The following is a 25,864-nucleotide window of genomic DNA, read 5'->3' on the forward strand; positions in this document are numbered from 1 at the left end:
TGCCTAGCCTTGCCTGGTCCTGCCTGGACCCACGTTTTCGGAGTTGTCATGAACGCCCCCGTTTCCGCGCTTGCGACCGCCGTGGTCGCTGCACTGCTTGCCTCCCCCGCCCTGGCCCAGACCGCCGCCGCGCCGGCGACCGCCCCGGCCAACACCCTGGATACGGTGATCGTCACCGGTACTCGCGTCTCCGACCGCACCGTGGCCGAATCGCAGTCGCCGATCGACATCATCAGCGCCGAATCGCTGCAGGCCACCGGCACCCCGGAACTGGCCACCGCGCTGGCGCGCGCCCTGCCCTCGCTGAACTTCCCGCGCCCGGCGCTGAGCGACGGCACCAGCGCGATCCGCCCCGCACAGCTGCGCGGCCTCTCGCCCGACCAGGTGCTGGTGCTGGTCAACGGCAAGCGCCGCCACACCTCCTCGCTGCTCAACCTCAACGGCACCATCGGTCGCGGTGCGGCGGCGGTGGATCTGAACACCATCCCGGTCGCGGCCATCGCACGGGTGGAAGTGCTGCGCGACGGCGCCTCGGCGCAGTACGGCTCCGATGCCATTGCCGGTGTGGTCAACATCGTGCTCAAGGGCGCGGAAAAGGGCGGCAGCCTGCAAGCCGGCTTCGGCCAGTATTCGGCTGGCGACGGCAACAACTACGAGCTCTCCGGCGACACCGGCGTGGCCTACGGCGGCGATCGCGGCTGGCTGCACGTGGCCGCCCAGCTCAACCAGCAGGATCCCACCGACCGCGCACGCGGCTATGCCGGCGCGCCCAGCGTCTCGCAGCCGGCCGTGGGCCAGAAGGCGTTCAAGATCGGCGACCCGGACGTCAATGCCCAAGCGGTCTCGGCCAACACCGAATTTGCCTTCAGCGACAGCATCACCGGCTATGCGTTTGCCACCGCCAGCAACCGCGACATCACCTCGTTCGCGTTTTTCCGCGCGCCGGGCAGCAGCCAGAACATCCTGTCGGTGTATCCGCAGGGCTTCCTGCCGGAAATCCAGACCTACGCCAAGGACCGCTCGCTGGTGGCCGGCGTGCGCGGCTCCACTGGCAGCGGTTGGGACTGGGACGCCAGCTACAACTACGGCTACAACCGCATCGATTTCCACACCCGCAATACGCTCAACGTCAGCCTGGGCCCGACCTCGCCCACCTCGTTCTACGACGGCGCGCTGGAGACCACGCAGAACATCGTCAACCTGGACGTCAAGCGCGGTTTCGATTGGGGCCTGGCCTATCCGGTGACGGTGGCCTTCGGCGCCGAATACCGCAACGAAAAGTGGAACCAGTCGCCGGGCGAAGTGGGCTCGTATTTCCAGGCCGGCACGCTGGCCGGTGGCGCGCAGGGATTTGGCGGCTTCGCTCCGAGCGTGTCGGGCCAGTACTCGCGCGATAGTTATGCGCTGTATGCGGATCTGGAAGCGGACTTCACCGACAAGTTCTCTGCCGGCCTGGCCGGGCGCTACGAGGACTACAGCGATTTCGGCAGCCAGGCCTCGGGCAAGGTATCGGCGCGCTATGCGTTCACCGACAAGATCGCGTTGCGCGGCACGGTGGCCTCGGGCTTCCGCGCGCCATCGCTGGCGCAGCAGTATTTCCAGTCCACCAGCACCACCTTCCTGGCCGGCAACCCGAACCCGTTCGAGATCCGCACCTTCCCCGCCGACAGCACCGTGGCGCGCGCACTCGGCGCCGAACCGCTGGATGCGGAAACCTCGCTGTCCTACAGCCTGGGCCTGGTGCTGCAGCCCACCGATGCGCTCTACCTCACCGTGGATGCGTACCAGATCGATGTGGACGACCGTATCGTGCTGTCGTCCAACCTGACCGGCGCGGGCGTGCGCAGCCTGTTGGAGTCGCAGGGCATCTTCGGCATCAACGGCGGGCGTTACTTCACCAATGCGGTGGATACGCGCACGCGCGGCGTGGACGTAGTGGGCAGCTACCGCTGGCAGCTCGCCGCCAGCAGCGTGGACCTGACCGCCGGCTACAACTATTCGGAAACCGAAGTGCGCAGCGTGGCCGCCAACCCGGCCGCGTTGTCGGCCAACGGGCTGAGCCTGGAACGCATCGACCGCACCGAGCGTGGCCGCATCGAAGAAGGCTTCCCGCGCGACAAGTTCCTGATCAACGGCAGCTGGAACTCCGAGCACTGGACGCTGGCCCTGGGGGCCACGCGTTACGGCAAGTACAGCACCCGCCCGGCGGACGCGAGCAACGACCAGACCTTCGGCGCCAAGTGGGTGGTGGATGCATCGGCCAGCTACAAGGTCGATCGCTGGACGCTGACGCTAGGCGCAGACAATGTGCTGGACGAATATCCGGACGAAAACAACTTCGCCAATTCCACCAGCGGGCAATTCCCGTATAGCAACCTGTCGCCGTTCGGCTTCAATGGTGCGTACGTGTATGGGCGCATCAACTACCGCTGGTAAGCACCGCGCTTGAGCAGCCAAGGTGGTCTTGGTGATCGTGAGGTGGGCGCTGCGATCTGCCATCTCGCGATCAACACGAGGCATCCGCCGCATTTGCCGTGATCGGCTCATGCGAAGTCATTGCCCAGGCATGGCATGCCGCCATTGCAATTCGACACCAAGAGTCGACCACGCTCCCCGGCCAGCCCGGGGCGTGTGCGTTTCGGCCAGGCGTTGCCTGCGGTCTTTTGTGGAACGGCAAACAACGCGCTGCCGGCACCAGGCGGACGCGGGCTCGACCATGCGTGCACCGCGGTAGGTGTGCGCCGCCTGCGCGCGCCTGACGACTGCACGCTACGCATTGGTCGCCTCGTTGCGCACCGCATCGCTGCGAGGTGAAGAACTGCCGGCAGCTGCGGTGGTATCAACTGTGCTCCCGTCATTGCCGGAGCACGCTCCATGGAAACATCGCAGCTGTCACGCGGACGCTTGATCGACCATCTGCACCTGGTGGTGCAGGACCTGCCGGCAAGCCGGCGCTTCTACCAGTCTGTGCTGGACGTCCTGGGCATTCCGGTCGGCGGCGAAGGCGATGGCTTTTTCTGGGCCGACGAACTGTTCGTCTCCGACCGCAACACGGTGGCACAAGGTGTGCTGACCGGCCGCCATCACCTGGCATTCCAGGCACGCGATGTGGCAATGGTGCATGCCTTCCATCAGGCCGCGCTCGCCCATGGTGGTCGCGACAATGGTATGCCCGGCCTACGCCCCTATCACCCGCATTACTACGCCGCGTTTGTGCTCGATCCGGACGGCAACAACATCGAAGCCGTCTTCCATGGTGTTGCGCAGCGCAGTGCGGATGCGGTGCAGATCACATTCTGATGCACAAGTTTCATAACTGGTATTGCCGTCCACTATGGTGCAAGCGAGCGCCTGCCCCAGCAGCTGTGGTGCAAGCGCCGCATCACTTTGGTGCACGATGACAACGTTGCCAGTAGCACATCACAGATGACAGTTGCTTGCGCAACGTAACCAAAATTTGACATGTGGTTACACGTGGTTAATGGTTGAGAACGCACCGCAGCTGCCGCGATGGACGCGGCCCGGGAGGGGGCCCCCTGCGATGCATCCGTTCCCCACTCGGAGTTGTCACCGCATGAATTGCAAGACCAGTCCACTCGCAGTCGCCGTTGTTCTTGCACTGTCGTTTTCCGCTTCAACCGCATCTGCACAGTCGCAGGCGCCGACCCAGAAAACACTGGACACCCTGATCGTGACCGGCACGCGCGTGGCCGATCGCACGGTCGCCGAATCGGCATCGCCGATCGACATCATCTCGCCGCAGGCACTGGAATCGACCGGCACCACCGAATTGGCGACCGCGCTCTCACGCGCGATTCCCTCGCTCAATTTTCCGCGCCCGGCCATCTCCGACGGCTCCGACGCGGTGCGCCCGGCACAGCTGCGCGGCCTGTCGCCCGATCAGGTGCTGGTGCTGGTCAACGGCAAGCGCTATCACAGCACGGCGTTGATCAATCTCAACGATACGCAGGGGCGTGGTTCTTCGCCGGCAGACCTCAACACCATTCCGATCGCCGCGGTGGAGCGCATCGAAGTGCTGCGCGATGGCGCGTCTGCGCAATACGGCTCGGACGCCATCGCCGGCGTGATCAATGTCGTGCTCAAGGGCAGCGGCGAAGGCGGCAGCATCAATGGCCGCTATGGCAAGTACAGTGCTGGCGACGGCGAGCAGTATCAGTTGTCCGGCGATGCCGGTTTCAGCTTCGCTGGCACGGGCAAGGTGCACCTGGCCGCACAGGCCGGGCACTCGGATCAGACCAACCGCGCGTTGCCGTTCGGCGGCCGTGTGGAGCAACGTTACGGCGACCCCGACATCGACCAGGGCGCGCTCTCGTTCAATGGCGAATACAGCCCCACCGATTACCTCACCTTCTATTCGTTCGGCATGGTCAGCCGGCGCGAAGTGCTGTCCAACGGCTATTTCCGCTTTGCCGGCGATAATCGCAATCGCCCGGAAATCTATCCGGACGGCTTCCTGCCGCAGATCTACAACGTCAGCAAGGACGTGTCGTGGGTGGGCGGCTTGAAGACCTCCACCGAAGGCGGCTTGAACATCGACCTGAGCTACAACTACGGCCAGAACAATCTCACCTTCGATGTGCGCAACAGCTTGAACAACAGCCTGGGGCTGGCCAGCCCGACCGACTTCCACGCCGGTACGCTGGAAGTGACGCAGAACGTGCTCAATGCCGATTTCACCAAGACGCTGGATTGGGGCCTGGCCTACCCGGTGACGCTGGCCTTCGGTGCCGAATGGCGCGGCGAGAAATTCAACGAATCGCCTGGCGATGCGGCCTCCTCTGCCAACGGCGGTATTCCCTCGGCCAACGGATCGTTGATTCCCGGCGCGCAGGTGTTTCCGGGCTTCAAGCCCTCCGATGCCGGTTACTACAACCGCAACAGTCATTCGTTCTACGCCGATCTGGAAACCGATCTGACCGAGAAGTTCTCGGCCGGGCTGGCCGGGCGCTACGAGAAATACAGCGACTTCGGCGACACCGCCACCGGCAAGCTGTCGCTGCGCTATGCCTTTACCGACAAGGTGGCGGTGCGTGCGACGGCATCCACCGGCTTCCGCGCGCCGTCGCTGCAGCAGCAGAACTTCCAGTCGATCGCCACCCAGTTCCTCAACGTGGCGCAACCCGACGGCTCGGTGACCGCGATCCCGTTCGAGATCGGCACCTTCCGTACCGATAACCCTGCCGCGATCGCGCTCGGTGCCGAACCGCTCAAGGCCGAAGAGTCGAAGAATTACGGCCTGGGCGTGGTGTTGCAGCCGGTGGAGAATCTGTACATCACGGTGGATGCGTATCGCATCGATATCGACGACCGCATCGTGCTGTCTGAAAACCTCACGTCCAATGCGGTCCGCAACTACCTGCAGGCCAACGGCTTCCCGGGCATCGGTGGCGGGCGCTACTTCACCAATGCGGTCGATACCAAGACGCAAGGCGTCGATGCGGTCGGCACCTATCGCTGGAACCTGGATGGCGGCAGCGTAGAGCTGACCTCCGGCTACAACTACAACAAGACCGAAATCAAACGCATCGCCGACAACCCGGCAGCGCTGATGGCGATCGACCCGAGTGCGGTGCGCATCGGGCGCGCCGAAATCGGCCGTATCACCGAAGGTACGCCGCGCGACAAGTTCTTCCTTGGCGGTACCTGGTCGCCCGGCAATTGGTCGTTCACCGGCACCGCCACGCGCTGGGGTGAGTTCAGCACGTTCGGCACCAACGCCGGCAGCGACCAGACCTACGCGGCCAAGTGGACGCTGGATCTGGCCGCGTCCTACAAGTTGGGTGCCTGGAACTTCACCGTTGGTGGCGACAACGTGCTCAACGAATATCCGGACCGCCAGCAAGCCGGCTTGGGCACGCGCACCTACCTGCCCTACAGCAGCGCCTCGCCGTTCGGTTTCAACGGCGCGCTGGTCTATGCGAACGTGAACTACAAGTGGTAACCCCCAAATGCCGGTCGGTCACGACCGGCATTTGAGTCGCGCGGCACTGCACGTTCGACGTGTCGCCGACGTCACCGTCCCTGGCCGCCCTCGCACGCGTGAGGTGGCCAGGTTAGACGCTCTCCGCTGCACGCTGCACCGCTTCAGCAAGGATGCACGCAGCAAGCGCGCAAGGCGCCACACCGCGCGTTGCCGGTTGCTGCCATCTCGCGCGCACTGCTCCGCACTGCGGACGCATGCAGCGCGCAGGCATGGCCGATTACCCGTACGCAGCTGCATTCCCCCGGTATTACCACGCTTCGTCGCTACGTCCATCACCCCTCTTGAGCCTTGACGCCCATGCATAACTCCAACGCACTTTCGCTGGCGATTTCAGTCGCACTCACCGTCTGTTCCTTCGCTGCCAGTGCGCAGTCGCAATCGACCCAGCCGCAGAAAACCCTCGACACCCTGATCGTCACCGGTACGCGCGTCAGCGACAGGACCGTGGCCGAATCCGAATCGCCGATCGACATCATCTCCGAGGAGTCGCTGCAGGCCACCGGCGCCACCGACGTCGCCACCGCGCTCGGCAAGCTGTTGCCGTCGCTGAACTTCCCGCGCCCGGCCATCGCCGACGGCAACGACGCCGCGCGTCCGGCCACGTTGCGCGGGCTGTCACCGGACAACGTGCTGGTGCTGGTCGACGGCAAGCGCTATCACACCTCCTCGCTGGTGAACTACAACCCCTATGTCGGTCGTGGTTCGGCGCCGGCCGATCTCAACTCGCTACCGATGTCGGCGATCGCCCGCATCGAGGTGCTGCGCGATGGCGCATCGGCGCAATACGGCTCCGATGCGATCGCAGGCGTGGTCAACATCGTGCTCAAGCACGGCGCCGCGGCCGGCAGCAACAGCATTTCGGTCAATGGCGGCATCATGGACAAGGGTGACGGCGCACAGAACGGCGTCGACGGCTCGGTCGGCCTGCCGTTCGGCGCCACCAGCGGCGATACCGCGCCTGGCTGGGTGCGGCTGTCGTGGAATTACCAGAATTCGATGGACACCAACCGCAGCGAAAACACCAATCGCGCCACCACGCTTGCCGGCGCCGCCAATCCCAGCGGCGTGCCCTACCAGCGTCATGGCGATCCGGATGCAAGGTTCTACCAGGGCTTGGTCGCGTTCGGCTATGACTTCACGCCCAACGTCGAGCTGTATGGCCATCTGAGCGTGAGCCGCCGCGAAGTGACGTCCAACGGCTACTACCGCGCCTACGACAACAGCGACCGCAATGTGCAGGCGGTGTATCCCAACGGCTTCCTGCCGCAGATCTACAACCCGATCAACGACCGCTCGGCGGTGCTGGGCGTCAAGGGCACCACGGCCAGCGACTGGCATTGGGACGTGTCGGCCACCTACGGCAAGAACGACATGACCTTCAACATCCTCAACAGCATCAACACCAATCTGTACTGGAGCACGGGCAGCTCGCCGACGGACTTCAATTCCGGCGGTTTCGAAACCGAACAAGGCACGCTCAACGCCGACTTCAACAAGTCCTTCGATTGGGGCCTGGCCTATCCGGTCAATCTGGCCTTCGGCCTGGAACACCGCCAGGACCGCTACGAGATCGTCGCCGGCTCGCCGGCGTCGTATTTCTTCGACCCCGACACCATCAACCCGGAGACCGGGGCCCCGTACCCTGGCGGTGCGCAGGTGTTCTCCGGCCTGGAGCCCTCGGTGGCCGGCAAGTTCGGGCGCCATAGCAACGCGGCCTACGCAGCGCTGGAAGCGGACCTGACCGACAAGCTGTCCGGCGGTATCGCCGGGCGTTACGAGAACTACAGCGATGCCGGTTCCACCCGCTCGGGCAAGCTGTCGGCGCGCTATGCGTTCACCGATATGTTCTCCATGCGCGCAACGGTCTCCAACGGTTTTCGTGCGCCCTCGCTGGCGCAGCAAAACTACGCCTCGGTGGTGACCTTGCCGCAGGACGGGCAGCTGATCCAGGTCGGCACCTATCGCACTTCCGATCCGATCGCCGTGCAGCTGGGCGCGCGTCCGCTGAGTCCGGAAAAGTCCACCAACTACGGGATCGGCAGCGTCTGGCAGCCGACCGCCAACTTCACCTCGACGCTGGACGTGTACCAGATCCGCATCTGGGACCAGATCCTGTATTCGGACCAGATCCAGCTCGCCCAGCCGATCGGCCAGGTGGGTGCGGTGCAATTCTTCGTCAATGGCGCTACCAGCCGCACGCGCGGCGTGGACTGGGTCAACAGCTACAGGGCCGAGCTCGGTGCCGGCGGCAGCCTCAACCTGAGCGCCAGCGCCAACTACAACAAGACCAAGATCCTGGAGCTGTCCAATCCGAACTTCGGACGCGCCAGCCAGGGCTTGTTGACCGAATCCACGCCACGCACCAAGTACATGCTGGCAGCGGACTGGACCTTGGGCGGCTTCTCGCTCAACGGCAATGCCACCCGCTATGGCGCGATCAAGCGCATCGGCGATCCGGCCGACGGCAGCCAGGACCAGACCTACGCGGCGCGCTGGATCCTCAATCTGGCGGCCAACTACACCTGGCAGGCGCTGACCTTCACCGTAGGCGCGGACAATGTCACCAACCAGTATCCGGCCAAGGCACAGCTGACCACCGGCTACGATGATCGCGCCAGCGGCCTGCAGTACTCCTCGTTGTCGCCGTTCGGCTTCAACGGCCGCTACTGGTACGGCCGGGTGACCTACCGCTTCTGATCGGCCGGCTCGAGCAAACCTGCCGATCCACGCACGCGCACACGCAAACACCGCCGAGTGATCGGCGGTGTTTGTCGTTGTGGACCTCTCGATGCGTGTGCCGCGGCAGTGCATCTGCCGTGGCGCTTGCCAGCGCCGTGATTGCCGCTGCGATGCCGTCCCGGCACATCACTTCACCGCCTGGCCGCTGCTCACCAGGAGGCGAGCAGCGCGTCGACACCGCGCAGGTTGACGCGATCGTTCCAACTCAGCGTGTCCAGCTGCTCCAGCCGAAGCGTCGGCAGACGCGCCAGCAGGCAGGCCAGCGCGGCTTCCATTTCGATCAGTGCCAGCCGGTTACCCAGGTAGTGGTGGATGCCGCCACCGAACGACAGCGCGCGGCCCTGCTGGCGGCGGATATCCAGCACCTGCGGGTCGGTGAACTGCAGGGTGTCGTGATTGGCCGCGCCCAGCATCAGATACAGCAGGGCGCCCTGGGGAACCGCAACGCCCTCGATCTGGAACTCCTGCAAGGCAGTGCGCGTGGCCATCTGCACCGAGCTGTCGTAGCGCATGCATTCAAGCACTGCATTGGGCAGCAGGCCCGGGGTTTCCTGCAGCAGGCGCAATTGCTGCGGATGCCGATGCAGCGCGACCAGCGCATTGCAGATCATGTTGGAGGTGGTTTCGTTGCCGGCAAAGAACAGCAGGATCACGTTGGACACGATCTCCTCCTCGCTCAAGCGGCGGCCGTTGTCCTGGGCCTGGATGAAGCGCGCAATCAGATCGTCGCCGCCATCGCTGCGGCGTTGCGCGATCACGCCGTGGAAATACCGTGCCAGCTGGTCGTACGCAACGTTGGTGGCCTGCAGTTCTTCCGTCGTCATCATCGGATCGAAGACCTCTGCCAGCGCTGGTCGCGTGACTCGGCGCGCTGACATCGGCTCATCGATATCCAGCATCCGGCAGATGATGGCAATCGGCAGCGGGAACGCGAACTCGGTCAGCAGATCGCAGTGGCCGTTGGCCTGGAAAGCGTCGATCAAGCCGGCGGCGGTATCGCGGGCAACCTCACGCATGGACTCCATCTGCCGCGCACCGAAGGCCTGGGTCATCAGTGCGCGCAACTGCGTGTGCAGCGGCGGATTGAGCAGCAGGAACATGCGGCTCATGCCCTGAAACAGCGGCATGTGCACCGCCGCCTCGCCGTAGCGCAGACGAATGCTTTGCAGATAGTCGCGACCGACCGTCGGTCGCCTAGCAAGCGATCGACCACGGCGTAGCGGCCCGACATCAGCCGCCCGTCTGCCACCTGCACCAATGGGCCTTCCTCGCGCAGGCGTGCGTCGGTCGGATAGGGATCGTGGCGGAACTTGGGTGTTGCAAAATCGCGGAGATGCATGGTCTGGCTCGTTTGGCATCACCACCGAAACAGGGGCGATGCATGCGTGCGCCTGCCAAAGAACGCAGGTGCTTTACTGGAAGCCCGAATTATCGGCACGCGCCATGCGCCGGCCTTGCGCAAGCGCGAAGCGGTATCGTCAATGTTGGGTCGGCGTGCCGGACTTGCGCCGTGCGTCTCAGCTCGCTGACGTAGGCACAGGCCACAGCGGTTTACGCGCGGCACCTGACGCATGTCTCCGTCTGCACGCATGCGCCGCATGTCGCATCGCGTTAATCATGCGCTGTGTACTATGGGCGTCCGGCCAACCGGACCTGTCTTGTGGTCCAGTTCCCCCTGCCGGACTCCAGCCATGACCACGCAATGCCCGCAGGCGACGCCCGGCGCAGTGCCGTTGGCTGGTCGACCTCGACGATCTCCCGGACACTCTCACAACGGATTGGAATGCATCACGACACCAGCCTCATCGACATCATCGCCGTCGGCCTCGCGGTCGCCTTCATCCTTGGCACGCTCGCACAGAAGGTGAAGCTCTCGCCGCTGGTCGGCTACCTGCTGGCCGGCGTGTGCGTGGGGCCGTTTACGCCGGGATTCGTGGCCGACCAGACCATCGCCAATCAGCTGTCCGAGCTCGGTGTGATGTTGCTGATGTTCGGCGTGGGCCTGCATTTTTCGCTCGACGATTTGATGGAAGTGAAGTGGATCGCGGTGCCTGGCGCGTTGGCGCAGATCGTGGTGGCCACCCTGCTCGGCTGGGCGCTGGCGTGGAGCATGGGCTGGTCGCTGATTCACGGCCTGGTGTTCGGCCTGGCGCTGTCGGTGGCCAGTACGGTGGTGCTGTTGCGCGCCTTGGAAGAACGCCGTTTGCTGGACACCCAGCGCGGCCGCATCGCGGTGGGCTGGCTGATTGTCGAAGACCTGGTGATGGTGCTGGCATTGGTGTTGCTCCCGGCACTGGCGGATGTGCTCGGTACCGGAACGCAAGCTGCAGCGCACGATGCGCAATCGCCCTCGCTGCTGGCCGCGCTTGGCGTGACCTTGCTCAAGATGGTGGCGTTCGTCGCGGCGATGTTGGTCATCGGCCGGCGCGTGATTCCCTGGTCGTTGGAAAAAGTGGCGGCCACCGGATCGCGCGAATTGTTCACCCTGGCCGTGCTCGGCATCGCGCTGGGCGTGGCATTCGTGTCGGCCACATTGTTCGGTGTGTCCTTCGCGCTCGGCGCGTTCTTCGCCGGCATGCTGCTCAAGGAATCGGAACTCAGCCATAAGGCCGCCAACGATTCGCTGCCGCTGCGCGACGCGTTTGCGGTGTTGTTCTTCGTCTCGGTGGGCATGTTGTTCGACCCGATGATCCTGATCGCGCACCCGTGGCAGGTACTGGCGACCTTCCTGACCATTACCGTGGGCAAGTCGCTGGCGGCATTTTTGATCGTGCGCGCGTTCGGCCACCCCACCGGCACGGCGCTCACCATTTCCACCAGCCTGGCGCAGATTGGCGAATTCTCCTTCATCCTCGCCGGCCTGGGCGTGCAACTGGCGATCCTGCCGGAAACCGGGCGCGACCTGATCCTGGCCGGTGCGCTGCTGTCGATCGTGGCCAACCCGTTCCTGTTCTCGTGGCTGGACCGCTGGCAGGCCAAGCAGGCGCAGGACGCGCCCGCCGCCGTGGAACCGGAACTACCACCCGGCCCGCCGCTGCCGGCCGATGGGCATGCCATCGTGATCGGCTACGGCCGCGTGGGCAGTTCGCTGGCGCAATTGCTGCGCAGCCGCGGCGTGCCGGTGCTGGTGATCGACGACAACGGCGACCACGTCGCCAAGGCGCATGCCGCTGGTATTCCCGGCATCCGGGGCAGCGCAGCGGCCGACCGCGTGCTGGCCGAAGCGCGTCCGGAGCACGCCAAGATCGCCATCCTGGCCATTCCGCAGCCGCTGGAAGCCGGCGAGGCGCTGGCCAAGCTGCGCGTCATCAATCCCTCGCTGACACTGCTGGCGCGCGCCCACAGCGACGCGGAGGTCAAGCACCTGCTCGAACATGGCGCCGACGGCGCGGTTCTGGCCGAGCGCGAACTGGCCTATTCGCTGGCCGAAATGGTGATGTCCACTCCGCCGTACCGCGCGTTGAACGTGCCGGCGTCGTGATGCCGGTGACCGTCCACGACCCCACCACCCGGTGGCAAGACGCATACGCATGCCGCTCTACGCATTTCAGGGGGATTTTCCCCGGGTCGTAGCCGCATCGTGGTTGTCACGGGCGATGCATACTGAGTTGCCGCCGACCTCAGCGTGGCTTGACGAGCCGATACTGGCGACGGTCGCCATAGGCCGCGCCCTTGGTGTCCACATTGGCGCATAACTGCCCGCCACACAACGTCACGTCCGCGGCGTTGTAGGCGCGCAGCAACTCAGCACGCAACTGAGTGTCGCGGATCTGCTGGCGGTACTGGCCCAACAACCATCCACCACCGCCCAGTAACAGCAGCAAGCTTCCCAGGACAACCGCAGCGCCTTTCCATAGCAGCAGGCGCTGCCCACGTTCGATACGCTTGAGTTGATCAGCCAGCGACTGCGCGCCCTCGCCGATCAAACCGCCGGCTTGCTGTAGCCGCTTCTCGAAGCCGGCGACGGGTTGGTCCATTCCCTGCTGGATGCTTCGAATCAAGGTGTCGGGCACGCGCTGCAGCGTCTGCTCGGCCGAACGGGTGACCACGGTTGGCAGCGACTGGGCCACGTGCTCCAACTGCTGCGCAAGCCGGCGTTGCAGTTGTTCCAATTCGGCGCAGCGACGCTCGAACTGTTCCATCAAGGCAGCGGTCTTGCTGACCAGTTCCATCGGGTCTTGTGTGTTCATCGTGCGTCCTGCCTTCCTTGTGATAACACTACAGACTGCGCGCACCGACGCGCATGGTTTCTTGCTGTTGCAGCTCGGCCTGTTGCCGCTGCGCTTGGATCGCCTGCTGAGCCACCTGTTGTTCCTGATGATTTACCGCCTCGACAGCCTCGGCGCGCAAGGCGCGGCCAGGCGGCTCGTTGGCCAAGGCCTGTGTCATCTGACGGAACTGATCACGATTGCCGCTCTGCGCGGCGGCCAACATGCGGTCCAGAAATGCGCCGGGGTCCTCTTGAAGTGAGGACGGCTTGCCGCCGTGTGTCGGCGACGCCGCACGCACTTCCTGCGCATCCTGCTTGAGCGGCACCTGCCAGGTCTGTGGCGCATGGCTGCGCTCGCGGTCCTGCTGAAGTTGCTGCATCTGCTGCTGCCAGCTGGGCGCATCCATTTCCCGACGCCCGGTCCCCGGCTCCACCGGACCACGCAGCTGATCGATCCCATCACGGGCCAGCCCGGGAATTCCGCGCGAATACAGCGTCACGCCCGCTCGCAGCGTTTCCACGTCATCGCGATACTTCCCGATCATCGGCGCGTAATGCCTAGCGAGCTGCTGCGTTGAAGGATCCTCCAAGACGGAGGTATCCAGTTTGCCGGCTCCATCGACTGGCAAGAAGTTATGCATGCGATGCGACTCACCCAGCCTGACAGCCGCAGACACCGGATCACGCGCATCCAAGGCATCGGGGTCGTTGGCATAATCAGCGGCCTTTAAGACAGCAATCTCGTGCGGTGTGGCATAGACCTTGGCTTGGCCGTAATGCCGGCTCGCGGCACTGACTGCATCGCCCGCCATGACGTGATTGATTACGTCGCCTCCGCCCTCAGGGATCCGCCGATCCAGACTGACCGCGCCGTAGGCGTCGAAGGTCTGTCCCTTGAGCTTGAAGTGATGTGCAGTAACTTGCGCCAAATTACCACCAAGCGAGTGGCCTGCAACCGTCACATCGGGTATTTCCAACCCGGTAGCGAGATGCTTCTGCTCTGCATATTTCAAGGCACCCTGCGTAAACGCGATGGCGTCCGCTACCTGTGCGTTGTGGCGGGTTGCAACCATTCCACCGTCGGCCAGTGCGCCGTCCAGGATGGGCTGACGATCGAACTCGCTTCCTCGGTGGACAACCACTATTTCCCTGGTATCAACCCTCTCGTATATCACGCCTTGGTAGCCTGACGGCCTGTCCACATATTGCAAACGTCGGACAGGCAAACCGCCAATGTCTACAATGGCGCTTCGCTCTCCAGTATCTTCGGGTCTGTCGTAGCCATCGCGAGTCAGCGCGGCATACTGCTGGCTGGTGAGACTCATGGGGCAACCCTCTCCGCACTGAGAGTTATACGAAATAAGTTACTGCGGTTCGGCTCTGCGTATTTCTCAGCAAGTTCCTCACCGAAGTCGACGTACCCCTCAAGCTTACTTTTTGGATACCCCCCCAACCAAAAAAAAGTTGTTTTTTGACTGAGCTCATCAAAATACTTCCTTTCTAGACTAGGCGCAAAAGCTGTTTCCCCGCTACTACCTGTCGCCTTTAGGGAAACGCCAATACCTCCAAATTCCCAGTGGCAGATCCCCTTGCCATAGTAGTCAGCATCGATCATGCCATCCGTATAAACCATCGCCATGTAAGCTGTATCGTCGACCCTATGAAAAGCAACAGGTATTGCGTCTTCCTTCGGCTTTGTGGACATCCCCAACGCAGGGTCGAAAGGCGCACATTCATCGCGATTTTTCATGTCATAAAACGCCGTACCTGACACAACCCCAAACGGCCCTGGCGCATCCTCGATGGTCATGGTGACGCGATAAGCCTGCTTGGGATGCGGGTTCTTCTGATAGATCGGATCGCCATCGGCGTCGCGGGCCTGCACGTCCTTGGATTGCATGGTGGTCTCCTTTGCTCCGCAAGCGCACAGCAAGGTCGCCAGGGAGATGCATAGCAATGTGGCTGAAGTGCGATACATGGTTAAGTTGGCCGATAACGCCTTGTTTCCGCGAGGCTAAGTCCTTTCCGGGGCAACGACAACATTGCCCTTGCGCGCGGCCGGTGCTGCTGATCGAACCGAGTACGGGCTGCAGGACACCGACCGTACCGGAATGAGTCTCTCCACATCCTGGTCGAAACGAACAGGGCCAAGTTCCCTGGTTACCCAAAAAGACCAGAAAACACACTTGATAATCATTCCCATCAAGTGCAGGATGAGCGCCCGTTTCTTCGGCGGCCTCTTCCATGGCGGTTGCAGTCGGCATCCTCAATGCATTGCCAAGCGTGCAGCTCTGCGAGTTGCTGGGCCGCATCGGCTATGGCTTTGTGGTACTCGATCTGGAGCATGTGTTGCGTGGGCCGGACGCGCTGGAACATGCCATCCGCGCCTGCGAGTTATCCGGCTGCGAGGCCTGGGTGCGCGTGCCGGAAATAGACGAAAAGCTGATCGGCCGGGTGCTGGATGCCGGTGCGCGCGGGGTCGTGATTCCGCGTACCGAGTCTGCCACGCAGATCGGCGATGCCATCGCCGCAGCGCGCTTCCCGCCGCTGGGCCGGCGGGGTCTCACCGGCGGCCGTGTGACCGGCTTCGGCAATGTCGATCTGCCCACCTACATCGCGCAGGCCAATGCGAACATCCGTATCGTGCCGATGATCGAAAGCGCCGCCGGCGTGGCTGCCCTGCCGGAGATTCTTGCCATCCCCGGCGTGGCCCTGGTGATGGAAGGCGCGCTGGATCTTGCGCTGGATCTGGGCCTGGGTCCGCAGCCCACCCATCCGCAGGTGTGGGAATTGCTGCTGCAATTGCATGCGCAGTGCCTTGCTGCAAACGTCCCGTTCTGCCCCAACCCGCGCACTGACGCGCAACGTGCGTACTGGCTGCAGCAGCCGGAGCTGCGCTGGCTGCTGGCCGGCGAAGACCGCGCGCTGATCCAACGCGCCTTGCGCGGCCATTTGGCCGGCCTTGCCGTTCCCCAATCACTTCCCGCCTGCAGGAGCACGCCGTAGATGTCGACGTTCCGTTTCCACGCCTTGGCCATAGCGATCGCGGCGAGCACGCTGACGCTGCCGCAACTGGCGCGCGCAAGCGATACGCCAGCGGCCGAGGCGCCTGACGCCACCGTGGGCGGTACGCCGATTCGTGCGCTGGACGCGATCCAGGTGCAAGGCAGCCTGCTCGGGCGCTCCAAGCCCGACGATGTGCAGCGCTACGCCGGCAGCCGCCAGGTCATCGACCGTGAGCAGTTGCGCAATGGCGGCAATCGTTCGTTGGACGATGCATTGCAGCGCGTGCCCGGTATCAAGATCTTCGATGAAACCGGCACCGGCGCGCTGCCACAGCTGATGCTGCGTGGCCTGTACGAAAGCCGCAGCGGCCGCGTACAGGTACTCGAAGACGGCATTCCATTGGCATTGGCGCCATATGGGCAGACCAGCCTGTCACTGTTCCCGGTGGGGTTGAACCAGATCGACCGCATCGACATCGTGCGCGGCGGCGCGGCGGTGCAGTACGGGCCGAACAACGTGGGCGGGGTGATCAACCTGGTCAGCAAGGAGATCCCGAGCGCATGGAGCACGACGCTGGCGCACAAAATCACCGCTGGCGGCCAGGGCCAGTTCCTGCAGGACAGTGCGCTCAGCAGCGGTGGGTACCTCACCGATCATTTCGGCATGCAGGTGGATGCCAATCGCACCTATGGCGAGTACTGGCGCGCACATAGCGACACCGACATCAGCAATCTGCGCGTACGTGCCGAATGGTGGCTGGACGACACCAAGCTGCTCAAGGCCAGCGTGCAGCGTTATCTGGTCGACATGGATCTGGCCGGCGCCCTCAGTCCGGACGATTACCGGCGCGACCCGCGACAGTCCACCCGCCCGCTGGACAGCTTCAACGGCCGCACCACACGTGCGTCGCTGAGCTACGAACAGCTGCTGGGTGATTGGGGCCCGATGCAGGACGTCCGCCTGGACTGGAGCAACTTCAGTGCACGCAGCAGTCGCAATTTCATTGTCGGCATGCGCCAGGCTTCCACCGAAACCTGGCGCTCGGACTTGCCGCCGCAGCTGCGTCAGACCGCGCCGCGCGACTTCCGCATCTTCGGCAGCGAGCCGCGTTTGCGCTGGAGCATGGGCGATAGCGGTGGCGTGCGTCAGCAGTGGACTGCCGGGGTACGTGCAGTGCACGAGGACATCGATTTTCTGGTGGGCAACCTGCGCCTGAGCGATGGGCTGTTCACCACCGTGCGCGACTGGCAGTTCGAAGACCGCGCGTTGGCCGCGTACATCAGCAACGCCATCACGCTGCCGGACGAGCGCGTGACGATTACGCCGGGACTGCGCTACGAGCGCCTGGATTCGCGCTATTTCAATCGCGCCACTGGCGTCAGCACGCTCAACCAGACCCGCGATGTCCTGCCCGGGCTGACATTGGGCTTCCAGGCAAATGCGCAGTGGTTCTTCTATGCAGACGGGCAGCGCTCGATGCGTGCGCCGCAGGTCACCCAGATCATCTTCGGCAACAACCTGGATGCCGAGCTGGCATGGAATTACGAGGCGGGTGCGCGCTATCAGCCCAACGAGCGGACCCGCATCCAGCTGGGAGGCTACCTCATCGATTTCGATCAACAGATTCAACTCGACAACACCACGCGCGTGTTCCGCAACCTGGGCAAGACCCGCCATCAAGGTGGCGAGCTGGAACTGCAGTGGAGCCCTGCGCAACTGCGTGCGCTCACCCTCAACGCCAGTTATGCCTATCTGGATGCCAGCCAGGAATCGGGCGCATTCCGCGGCTTGCGCGTACCTTACACCTCGCGCAACCAGATCACGCTGGGCGGAACTTACGCGCTCGGTCACACCACTGTCGCGCTTTCGGGCTATTACTTCAGCAAGGCCTTCAGCGACGCCGCCAACACTGTGCAGGAAAATGCCATCGCTTCGGTGGGCCAATTGCCGGCCTACATGGTGTGGAACACGCAGGTCAGCTATACCTTGTTCGAACGCGATGGACAGAAGTTCAGCGCATCGTTGGCGATCAACAACCTGTTCGACCGGCAATACTGGTTCCGTGGCGTGGACACCAGCCCCTGGGGGCGCCAGGCCGCGCCTGCGCGCACCGTCACTGCCGGACTGGAGTACACGTTTTAAACCTGCATCACCTGGCAAGCGCTGCACACGACCGACGCACACGGCGTAGGTTGCGCGTGAAGCAACGGCGGTCGTACTGACCGCCGCCAAGACAACGGCGTGCATGAGGCACGCATCATTGCCGCAGCACGCGGCATGCGATCGACGTATCGCAGGCCACCCAACGCCGCCATGGCGCTAGGCAGCCCCGTTTCAGTACCGGTTTTCCCCACCGTCCTGTCGAACGAGAGCTGCCATGACTGCGACATCCGCTGCACCGTTGGTGATCCTCACCCATGTCTGCCATCCGGCCATCACCGAAGGATTCCTGCCCGCCGCGCACGCGCTGGGCCTGCCGGTGTGGTTGCTGACCGACCACCGGCTCGATCACCTGGCCTATTTCCGCGAGCACCCCACACATGCACCGCAGCGGGTGATCGAATGCGATGTGTTCAATCCGCTCGGCGTCCTCGATGTATTGCACGATGCAGACATCGCCCCACGCGCGGTGTTCAGCAATAGCGACCACCTGCAGACCAGCACCGCGCTGGTCGCCGCAGCGCTCGGCCTGCCGGGCAAGGACTGGCAGGTGTGCTACGCCGCCAAGAACAAGGCGGCGATGCGCCAACGCTTGCGTGCGCAGGGGCTACCCTGCCCGTGGTTTTGCACGCTGAGCCCGGGCGCCGGGTTGCCTGCACAGATTCCATGGCCGGTGGTGGCCAAGCCTCGCGAGGGCGTGGCCAGCCTGGATGTACGCTGCTGCGCCGATGCAGCGCAATTGCAGGCCTACCTGGACGATGGATGGGAGCGCCATCCGCAGCGTACCGTGCTGTTGGAAGGCATGCTGGAAGGTGCGCTGTTTACGCTGGAAACGCTGGGCGATGGCAAGCACCTGCAAGCCCTCGGCGGCTTCAAGGTGCGTTTGTCGCCGCCGCCGCATTTCGTCGAATGCGAAGCGCAATGGGATGCCGACGTGGACACGCCGGTGATCGCGCAGGCGCTGCATCAGCTGCGCGCGTTCGGTGTCGGCTTCGGGCTGTGCCATAGCGAATTCATCCTCACCGCCGATGGCCCGGTGCTGGTGGAGATCAATTACCGCAGCATCGGCGATCGGCGCGAATTCCTGCTCGACGAGATGTTTGGCAAGCAATGGTTCAACGCGGCGCTGGCACCGCATCTGGGCCTGCCGTTGCCACCGCTCCGCGGTGCCCATGCACATGCCTTGCTGCGCTACTACGTGGCCGAACACGACGGCGAATTGGTCGCCGCCAGCGAAGACCGCCGCCAGCGCGATGCGCACAGCGACGTGCAGTACCGGCGGATGCGCGCACCCGGCGAGCGCATCCGCCTGAGCCATTCCAACAAGGATTACCTGGGCGTGCTGAGCGCATTGGCACGCGATGCGCAGACACTGCAACAGGCAGTGGTGCAGGCCGAAGCGGGCCTGCAGTGGCGCATCGATGGCACGGAACTGCGCGCATGAGCAGCACGGCCGACCAACGCTACATCGCCACCCGCATCATCGATGCCTGCCTTCGCGAAGACGTGCGCGGGATTGCGACCCGCGGCAGTGCGGCGGTACCGGATGCGCAGGTGCTGGCGCAGTGGACCGACCCCAGCCCGGTGCATGGCTGGTGGTGCATCGCCCACCTGCCCGGCGGCACGCTGTGGCTGCCGATCCATCGTCAAGGCGTGCTGCAGGACATCGGTGCCTGCGGCGACAGCTGGATTGTGCGCAGCGACGACGGCGTGCATGTCGAACGTGGCGCACACGCCTGGCTGCACCGCATCAGCGCAGAACTCGATAGCCAAACGCAACAGCTGCATCGCGCCTACGCCGACGAAGCCGACTGCGCCGCCGCGCACCGCGGGCTGGCGCGGCAGGCCTACCACGCGCAGGCGCCGGCGTTGCGCACTGCGCTGCATCACCCCAATGCCGCCGAGCGTGCCTACCGCTGCGATCAGCTGGCCAGCTACCGCGACCATCCGTTCTATCCCACCGCGCGTGCCAAGGCCGGGCTGGACGCGGCCGAGCTGCGCCACTACGCACCGGAATTCGCGCCGACCTTTGCGCTGCACTGGCTGGCGATTCCGCAGGCGCTGGCGCAATGCACCAGCGCCGCGCCGGCCGAGCTATGGCCGGATTTCGCCAGCCTGGGACTGCCACCCGAGTTGGCCGCCACGCATCTGCCCTGGCCGGTACATCCGCTGGTGTGGGAGCGCTTGGAGCAGGAGGGCTTCGCGCTGCCCGAAGACGTGCTGCGAGCACCGAACGCCTGGCTGGACGTGCGTCCGTCGCTGTCGGTGCGCACGCTGGTGCCGCCGCAGCACCCACAGCTGCATCTCAAACTGCCCATTCCGATGCGCACCCTGGGCGCCCTCAACCTGCGGTTGATCAAACCCTCCACGCTGTACGACGGGCACTGGATGGAGCGCGCGTTGCGGCACATCGATGCGCTGGATCCTGCACTGCAAGGCCGCTGCGTGTTCGTCGACGAGTCGCACGGCGGGCATGTCGGCCAGACGCGGCATCTGGCCTATCTGGTGCGGCGTTACCCAGCGCTGGACGATGCCACGCTGGTCCCGGTCGCTGCGCTGTGCGCGCCCATGCCCGATGGCCGCCCGATGGCGATCCATCTTGCCGAGCGTTTTGCGCATGGCGATGTGCTGCGCTGGTGGCGCGACTACACCGAACTGCTGCTTGCCGTGCATCTGCGCCTGTGGCTTGGTTACGGCATCGCGCTGGAAGCCAATCAGCAGAACAGCGTGCTGGTGTATTCCGATGGCCAAGCCACGCGCCTGTTGATGAAGGACAACGACGCTGCGCGGATTGCGCTGCCGCAATTGCGCGCGGCGCTGCCGGAGCTGGATGCATTGGGCCCGCTGCAGGATGCGCGGATTGCGGTAGACCACCCGCAGGCGTTGGCGCAGATGTTCTGCACGATCGTGCTGCAGCTGGATCTGCAGGCGGTGCTGGAAGGCTTGGCCGAATGGCAACCCGCACTCCGCGCGCCGCTGTATGCGCAACTGCAGGCCCAGCTCGCTGCAACGCTGGCGCAACTGGAGGGCGATGGCATCGATATCGGCCCCGCACGCCGCCTGTTGGCCGCGCCACGGCTGCCGGTGAAATACCTGCTTAGCGCTGGCAGCCTGCTCAGCAAGCACCTCACCGGCGCCAGCGACATCAACAAGTTCTACGGCGACAGCGCGCCCAATCCATTCGGCGACGCGTTCGCCGATGCGCACCAACCGCCGCGCAGGCAAGCGGGCGTGCCACGATGAGGCGCATCCTGGGTCCGGTGCTGGCTGCGCATTATCTGGCGGCATTCACGGCGTTGGGCATGCCACTGTTTCTGCCGCAGGTCTTGGCCGAACTTGCGCCGGCGGCCGCCGTGGGCTGGAGCGGCGTGCTGTATGTGTTGCCCACGCTCTGCACCGCACTGACGGCAAGCAGCTGGGGGCGCTGGGCAGACCGCCATGGACGCAAGCGTTCGCTGCTGCGCGCACAACTGGGCCTGGCGCTGGGCTTTGCGATTGCCGGCTTCGCGCCGTCGCTGAGCTGGCTGGTGATCGGCCTGGTCGTCCAAGGCACCTGTGGCGGTTCGCTGGCAGCGGCAAATGCGTATCTGGCCAGCCAGCCGCAGGCCGGCCCGTTGGCGCGTGCGCTGGACTGGACACAGTATTCGGCCCGCCTTGCCATGGTGAGTGCACCGGCACTGCTGGGGCTGGCACTGGCGCTGGGTCCTGCGCAATCGCTGTATCGCGCACTGGCGTTGCTGCCATTGATTGCCTTTGCGTTGACGTGGCGACTGCCGGCCGACCAGCCGGCTGCGCGAGACCACCCTACCGGCAAAGCGGTCACGTCTTCCAGGCACGCTGCTTCATCTGCCGCATCGCCGCGCACCACTGCCGCGCCGTCGTGGCCGGCCCTGCTGCTCGCACAGTTCTTGTTCTGCTTCGCGATGGTGGTGACGTTTCCGTATTTCATTCCGTATGCGCTCGCGCGCGGTGCCGGCCACGATGCGCTCGCCGGCCTGCTCTACAGCCTGCCGCACCTGGTGTATCTGGTGGTGCTGCCGTGGTGGCGACGCGGCGATGGCCAGGCATGGCTGCTACCTGGCCTGGCGTTGTTCGCGGTGGCCTGCGTGTGGCAGGCGCTATTGCACGATGCCCTCGCACTGGCGGTGGCGCGGCTGTTGTTCGGCCTGGGCATGTTGTTCGCGCTGCGTGGGCTCAACCGCAGCCTGGCGCACATTGCCAGCGGGCATGGCGCCGGGCGCCTGTTCGGCCGCTTCGATGCCTGCGGCAAATGGGCCGGCGTGTTCGCCGGTGCCGCTGCCGGCGCGTTGGCACAGGCGTCCGGCCCCGCCACCCCTTTCCTGGCTGCCGCGCTGGCCGCGGCCGCTGCTGCGCTCACCGTTGTGGTGCGCTTTCCTTCGAGGAGAACTGCCGATGTCGCCGCACACGATGCATGACCCCTGGTACGACAGCATGGCCGACGCGCAGGCCTGCAGCTGCTGGTTGAACTGCTATCTGCGCGAATTCGCAATTCCGCAGCGTGCAGTGCAGTTCGACTATCGCGGGCTGGATCGCCCCGGCCCGCGCGTGGCCGAACACCGCTGGCTGCGCATCGATCTAGGCCAGAGCGGTGCACTGTGCGTGCGCATTGCCTATGCCGACCGCTTGGGCCGCTGCCGTTTCGCCTCCGCGCCGTTTCTCAAGAGCGCCGGCAAACCGTGGCATAGCCTGGATGCACAAGCGCTGGCACGCTGCCTGCTACAAGCCTTGGCCAGCACGCAGGCCATCAACCCGGAGCTGTTGGCGCAAAGCGCCAATAGCGTGGCCGTCACCGCTGCGTTTTTGCGCCAGGCGCAGCTCACCGCTGCCACCGGCGAGGCAATGATCGACGCCGAACAATCGATGCTGTGGGGGCATGCACTGCACCCGACGCCCAAGAGCCGCGAAGGTGTGGATCTGGATCAGGTGCTGGCCTGCGCACCGGAGGCGCGCGCGTCGTTCCAGCTGTTCTGGCTCCGCATCGACCCGCGCCTGCTGCGCATCCAGGGACGCGACGTGCGCGCGACATTACGGCAGCTCAGCGGCAGCGACGATCTCTATCCCTGCCACCCCTGGGAAGCGCAGCGGCTGCTCGATGCCCCGTTGCTGCGCACCATGCAGGCACGCGGCCTGATCACGCCGATCGGCCCGTTAGGCGATGCACTGCGGCCGACCTCGTCGGTCCGCACGCTGTATCACCCTGAGCTGGCATATTTCCTCAAGTGTTCGGTGCATGTGCGGCTCACCAACTGTGTGCGCAAGAACGCATGGTACGAACTGGAGAGTGCGGTTGCGCTCAGCGAGCTGCTGGCGCCGAGCTGGCGTGCCCTGGCCATGCAGGTACCGGGTTTCGATGTGATGCTGGAGCCGGCCGCGACTTCGCTGGACGTGGCCTTGGTCGATCCCGCCTTGCATGCCGCCGATCCGCTGGCGGCGCGCACCTTGTCGGAGAGCTTCGGCATCCTGTACCGGCAAGGCATTCCCGCTGCGCAACGTGCACGCTGGCAACCGCAGGTGGCTGCGGCGTTGTTCACCTGCGATGCGCAGGGCAATAGCGTGTGCGCCGCGCGCCTGCGGGCGCTCGGCAGCGCACAGATGAACCGTCGCACCGCAACGCTGCTGTGGTTTGGCGCCTATGCCGGGCTGCTGCTGGATGGAGTGTGGAGCGCGCTGTTCCAGCACGGCATCGCGCTGGAGCCGCACCTGCAAAACACCGTGATCGGTTTTGCCGACGGCTGGCCGACGCGGGTATGGATCCGCGATTTGGAAGGCACCAAGCTGCTCGCCCACCACTGGCCGGAAACACGCCTGCGCGGCGTCGGCGAACGCGCACGCCAATCGCTGTACTACACGCCAGAGCAGGGCTGGAACCGGGTGGCGTATTGCGCGCTGGTCAACAACCTGGCCGAGGCGATCTTTCATCTCAGCCAAGGCGATGCCGCACTCGAAACGCAGCTTTGGCAATGCGTGGGCGAGATCGCGCTGCGCTGGCAACAACGCCATGGCGCGCAAGCGGCGTTGCAGGGTCTGGTCGACGGCGCAGCACTGCCGGGCAAGAACAATCTGGGGACCCGTCTCTGGCAGCGTGCCGACCGCCAGTCCGACTACACCGCACTGCCGAATCCCATCCCCCGCATCACGGCGCAGCGGCAGGTGGCGGCGTGAGTCTGCAGATCGATACCGCCGCAATGCTTGCCGCCTTGCCGCAGCTGCGCGAACGCTGCGAGGGCCCGGTCTGTGCGTATGTCTACGATCTGGCGGCACTGCACACGCATGCGGCCTGGATGCGTGCGCAGTTGCCGGCGCAGTGCGAACTGTTCTACGCGGCCAAGGCCAATGCAGAGCCACCGGTCCTGCGCACGCTGGCAACCCATGTAGACGGCTTCGAGGCCGCCTCCGGTGGCGAGCTGGCCTGGCTGCATGCGCAGCAACCACAGGCACCGTTGCTGTTTGGCGGCCCGGGAAAACTCGACACCGAGCTCGCCCAGGCAGCCGCCCTGCCCGACTGCACCGTGCATGTGGAAAGCCTGCGCGAACTCGAACGGCTGGCGGCGATCGCGACGCACGGCGGCCGCTGCGTGCCGGTGTTCCTGCGCATGAATATCGCCGTGCCCGGCGCGCAAAGCACGCGCTTGATGATGGGCGGGCAACCCTCGCCGTTCGGTCTGGATCCGTGCGATCTGGATGCAGCAATGCAGCGGCTGCAGGCAAGCCCGTCGCTGCGCCTGGAAGGCTTCCATTTCCATCTGATGTCGCATCAACGCAACGCCACCGCGCAGTTGCATCTGGTGGCCGCCTACCTGCGCACCGTGCAGCAATGGCGGCAAACCTATGCGCTTGGGCCACTGCGGGTCAACGCCGGTGGTGGCTTCGGTGTGGACTACCTGGCACCGGAAGCGTCGTTCGACTGGGCCGGCTTCTGTGCCGGGCTGCCTGCCCTGCTGCGGGAACACGGGACAGACCTGCGCCTGCGCCTGGAGCCGGGCCGTTACGTCAGCGCCAGCTGCGGTTGGTACCTGATGGAGGTGCTCGATCTCAAACGCAGTCACGGCGCCTGGTTTGCGATCGCCCGCGGTGGCACGCATCACTTTCGTACCCCGGCCGCGCAAGGCCACGATCATCCGTTCCGTGTGGTGCGCGGTGAGCGCGCGCCCGTGTTGCGCGATACCCGGGTGACCCTGGTCGGCCAGTTGTGCACGCCCAAGGATGTGCTGGCACGCGATCAGCAGGTCGCCGCGCTGGCGCCCGGCGATTGCCTGGCCTTTCCGCTGGCGGGCGCGTATGCGTGGAATATTTCGCACCAGCACTTTCTGATGCATCCGGCACCGCAGATGGTGTTTTTGCCGGCAACACATCACCCGAGTGATGTGGCCCCGTCCGACCGCTGCACGGGCAGCCGGATGTCAGCACGCAACTCGGCTTCGGCGACGCTTTCCGGATCGTCGAGATAGAGGTAATGCAGCGGTGCCTCGCGCAGGGCATAACCGCTGTCCGGCAGCCAGCATGCGAGGATGTGGTCGAGTGCGTCTTCCAGTTCCGCGTAATTTCCCACATGACGCACGAGCGCGTGCAGGCCACCGCCGAGTTGGCGCAGGTGCAGGGGCGCTGCCGGCGCCACGGCGGTGTTGAATGCCATCGAGCAGTCGAACACGTGCTGCTGCGGCGGTATATCGCGGTGGTCGCTCAGAGGCAGCCCGATCAGCGCCTGCAAGTGGTCGATCACTGCG

Annotated in this window: 17 protein-coding genes; 12 read left to right on the top strand and 5 right to left on the bottom strand. The window is 64.8% G+C overall.

Annotation, left to right across the window (positions count from 1 at the left end):
- Positions 1-48: 48 nt before the first annotated feature.
- The 4 genes from ACCQ03_RS16020 to ACCQ03_RS16035 all read left to right on the top strand — a co-directional run bounded on the left by ACCQ03_RS16020 (position 49) and on the right by ACCQ03_RS16035 (position 8,701).
- Positions 49-2,436, top strand: coding sequence for a TonB-dependent receptor plug domain-containing protein (locus tag ACCQ03_RS16020; RefSeq protein ID WP_209225579.1), 2,388 nt, complete (start codon positions 49-51; stop codon positions 2,434-2,436).
- 438 nt (positions 2,437-2,874) lie between these two features.
- The gene (locus ACCQ03_RS16025; protein ID WP_209225581.1) at positions 2,875-3,300 is read left to right on the top strand and encodes a VOC family protein; all 426 of its coding nucleotides are present in this window, start codon (positions 2,875-2,877) and stop codon (positions 3,298-3,300) included.
- Between the two features lie 274 nt (positions 3,301-3,574).
- A complete protein-coding gene (locus ACCQ03_RS16030) occupies positions 3,575-5,962 on the top strand; it encodes a TonB-dependent receptor plug domain-containing protein (protein ID WP_057678517.1) in 2,388 nt (795 codons plus the stop codon).
- Between the two features lie 339 nt (positions 5,963-6,301).
- Complete coding sequence (locus ACCQ03_RS16035; protein WP_057678518.1) at positions 6,302-8,701, top strand: TonB-dependent receptor plug domain-containing protein; 2,400 nt, start codon at positions 6,302-6,304, stop codon at positions 8,699-8,701.
- A 191-nt stretch (positions 8,702-8,892) separates the two neighbouring features.
- Here ACCQ03_RS16035 and ACCQ03_RS16040 read toward each other — a convergent pair whose 3' ends face one another.
- Positions 8,893-9,870 carry a cytochrome P450 gene (locus tag ACCQ03_RS16040; RefSeq protein ID WP_370512603.1) on the bottom strand — a complete coding sequence of 326 codons (978 nt, stop codon included), beginning with the start codon at positions 9,868-9,870 and terminating at the stop codon, positions 8,893-8,895.
- Positions 9,871-10,526: 656 nt separating this feature from the next.
- On the opposite strand from ACCQ03_RS16040, the gene ybaL reads away from it, so the two are divergent.
- On the top strand, positions 10,527-12,224 hold the full coding sequence (gene ybaL / locus ACCQ03_RS16045; RefSeq protein WP_057678519.1) for a YbaL family putative K(+) efflux transporter: 1,698 nt from the start codon (positions 10,527-10,529) through the stop codon (positions 12,222-12,224).
- 139 nt (positions 12,225-12,363) lie between these two features.
- Here ybaL and ACCQ03_RS16050 read toward each other — a convergent pair whose 3' ends face one another.
- From ACCQ03_RS16050 to ACCQ03_RS16060, 3 genes are read right to left on the bottom strand one after another with little or no spacing between them, the layout of a single operon-like run.
- Positions 12,364-12,933, bottom strand: coding sequence for a hypothetical protein (locus tag ACCQ03_RS16050; RefSeq protein WP_057678520.1), 570 nt, complete (start codon positions 12,931-12,933; stop codon positions 12,364-12,366).
- Positions 12,934-12,961: 28 nt separating this feature from the next.
- A complete protein-coding gene (locus ACCQ03_RS16055; protein ID WP_057678521.1) occupies positions 12,962-14,278 on the bottom strand; it encodes a DUF6792 domain-containing protein in 1,317 nt (438 codons plus the stop codon).
- On the bottom strand, positions 14,275-14,853 hold the full coding sequence (locus tag ACCQ03_RS16060) for a hypothetical protein (protein WP_057678522.1): 579 nt from the start codon (positions 14,851-14,853) through the stop codon (positions 14,275-14,277). The genes ACCQ03_RS16055 and ACCQ03_RS16060 overlap by 4 nt, the downstream gene beginning before the upstream one ends.
- 344 nt (positions 14,854-15,197) lie before the next feature.
- On the opposite strand from ACCQ03_RS16060, the gene ACCQ03_RS16065 reads away from it, so the two are divergent.
- The 7 genes from ACCQ03_RS16065 to ACCQ03_RS16095 all read left to right on the top strand — a co-directional run bounded on the left by ACCQ03_RS16065 (position 15,198) and on the right by ACCQ03_RS16095 (position 25,588).
- Entirely contained in the window at positions 15,198-15,959 is a 762-nt protein-coding gene (locus tag ACCQ03_RS16065) for an HpcH/HpaI aldolase family protein (RefSeq protein WP_209225584.1), read from the top strand.
- Entirely contained in the window at positions 15,960-18,101 is a 2,142-nt protein-coding gene (locus ACCQ03_RS16070; protein WP_209225586.1) for a TonB-dependent receptor family protein, read from the top strand.
- Between the two features lie 235 nt (positions 18,102-18,336).
- On the top strand, positions 18,337-19,563 hold the full coding sequence (locus ACCQ03_RS16075) for an ATP-grasp domain-containing protein (protein WP_209225589.1): 1,227 nt from the start codon (positions 18,337-18,339) through the stop codon (positions 19,561-19,563).
- Complete coding sequence (locus ACCQ03_RS16080) at positions 19,560-21,362, top strand: IucA/IucC family protein (RefSeq protein ID WP_209225591.1); 1,803 nt, start codon at positions 19,560-19,562, stop codon at positions 21,360-21,362. The genes ACCQ03_RS16075 and ACCQ03_RS16080 overlap by 4 nt, the downstream gene beginning before the upstream one ends.
- Positions 21,359-22,555: an MFS transporter gene (locus ACCQ03_RS16085; protein ID WP_039568183.1), complete on the top strand. Its 1,197-nt coding sequence runs from the start codon at positions 21,359-21,361 to the stop codon at positions 22,553-22,555. The genes ACCQ03_RS16080 and ACCQ03_RS16085 overlap by 4 nt, the downstream gene beginning before the upstream one ends.
- A complete protein-coding gene (locus tag ACCQ03_RS16090; RefSeq protein ID WP_209225594.1) occupies positions 22,533-24,302 on the top strand; it encodes an IucA/IucC family protein in 1,770 nt (589 codons plus the stop codon). Before ACCQ03_RS16085 ends, ACCQ03_RS16090 begins: the two co-directional genes overlap by 23 nt.
- The gene (locus ACCQ03_RS16095; RefSeq protein ID WP_057677803.1) at positions 24,299-25,588 is read left to right on the top strand and encodes a type III PLP-dependent enzyme; all 1,290 of its coding nucleotides are present in this window, start codon (positions 24,299-24,301) and stop codon (positions 25,586-25,588) included. Before ACCQ03_RS16090 ends, ACCQ03_RS16095 begins: the two co-directional genes overlap by 4 nt.
- Here the strand turns inward: ACCQ03_RS16095 and ACCQ03_RS16100 are convergent.
- Positions 25,492-25,860, bottom strand: coding sequence for an AraC family transcriptional regulator (locus tag ACCQ03_RS16100; RefSeq protein WP_237377086.1), 369 nt, complete (start codon positions 25,858-25,860; stop codon positions 25,492-25,494). The two genes, ACCQ03_RS16095 and ACCQ03_RS16100, sit on opposite strands and share 97 nt — an antisense overlap.
- Positions 25,861-25,864: the final 4 nt, after the last annotated feature.

Origin of the sequence: Xanthomonas sp. NCPPB 3569, from assembly GCF_041475645.2 — a bacterium.
Classification (GTDB): Bacteria; Pseudomonadota; Gammaproteobacteria; order Xanthomonadales; family Xanthomonadaceae; genus Xanthomonas; species Xanthomonas phaseoli.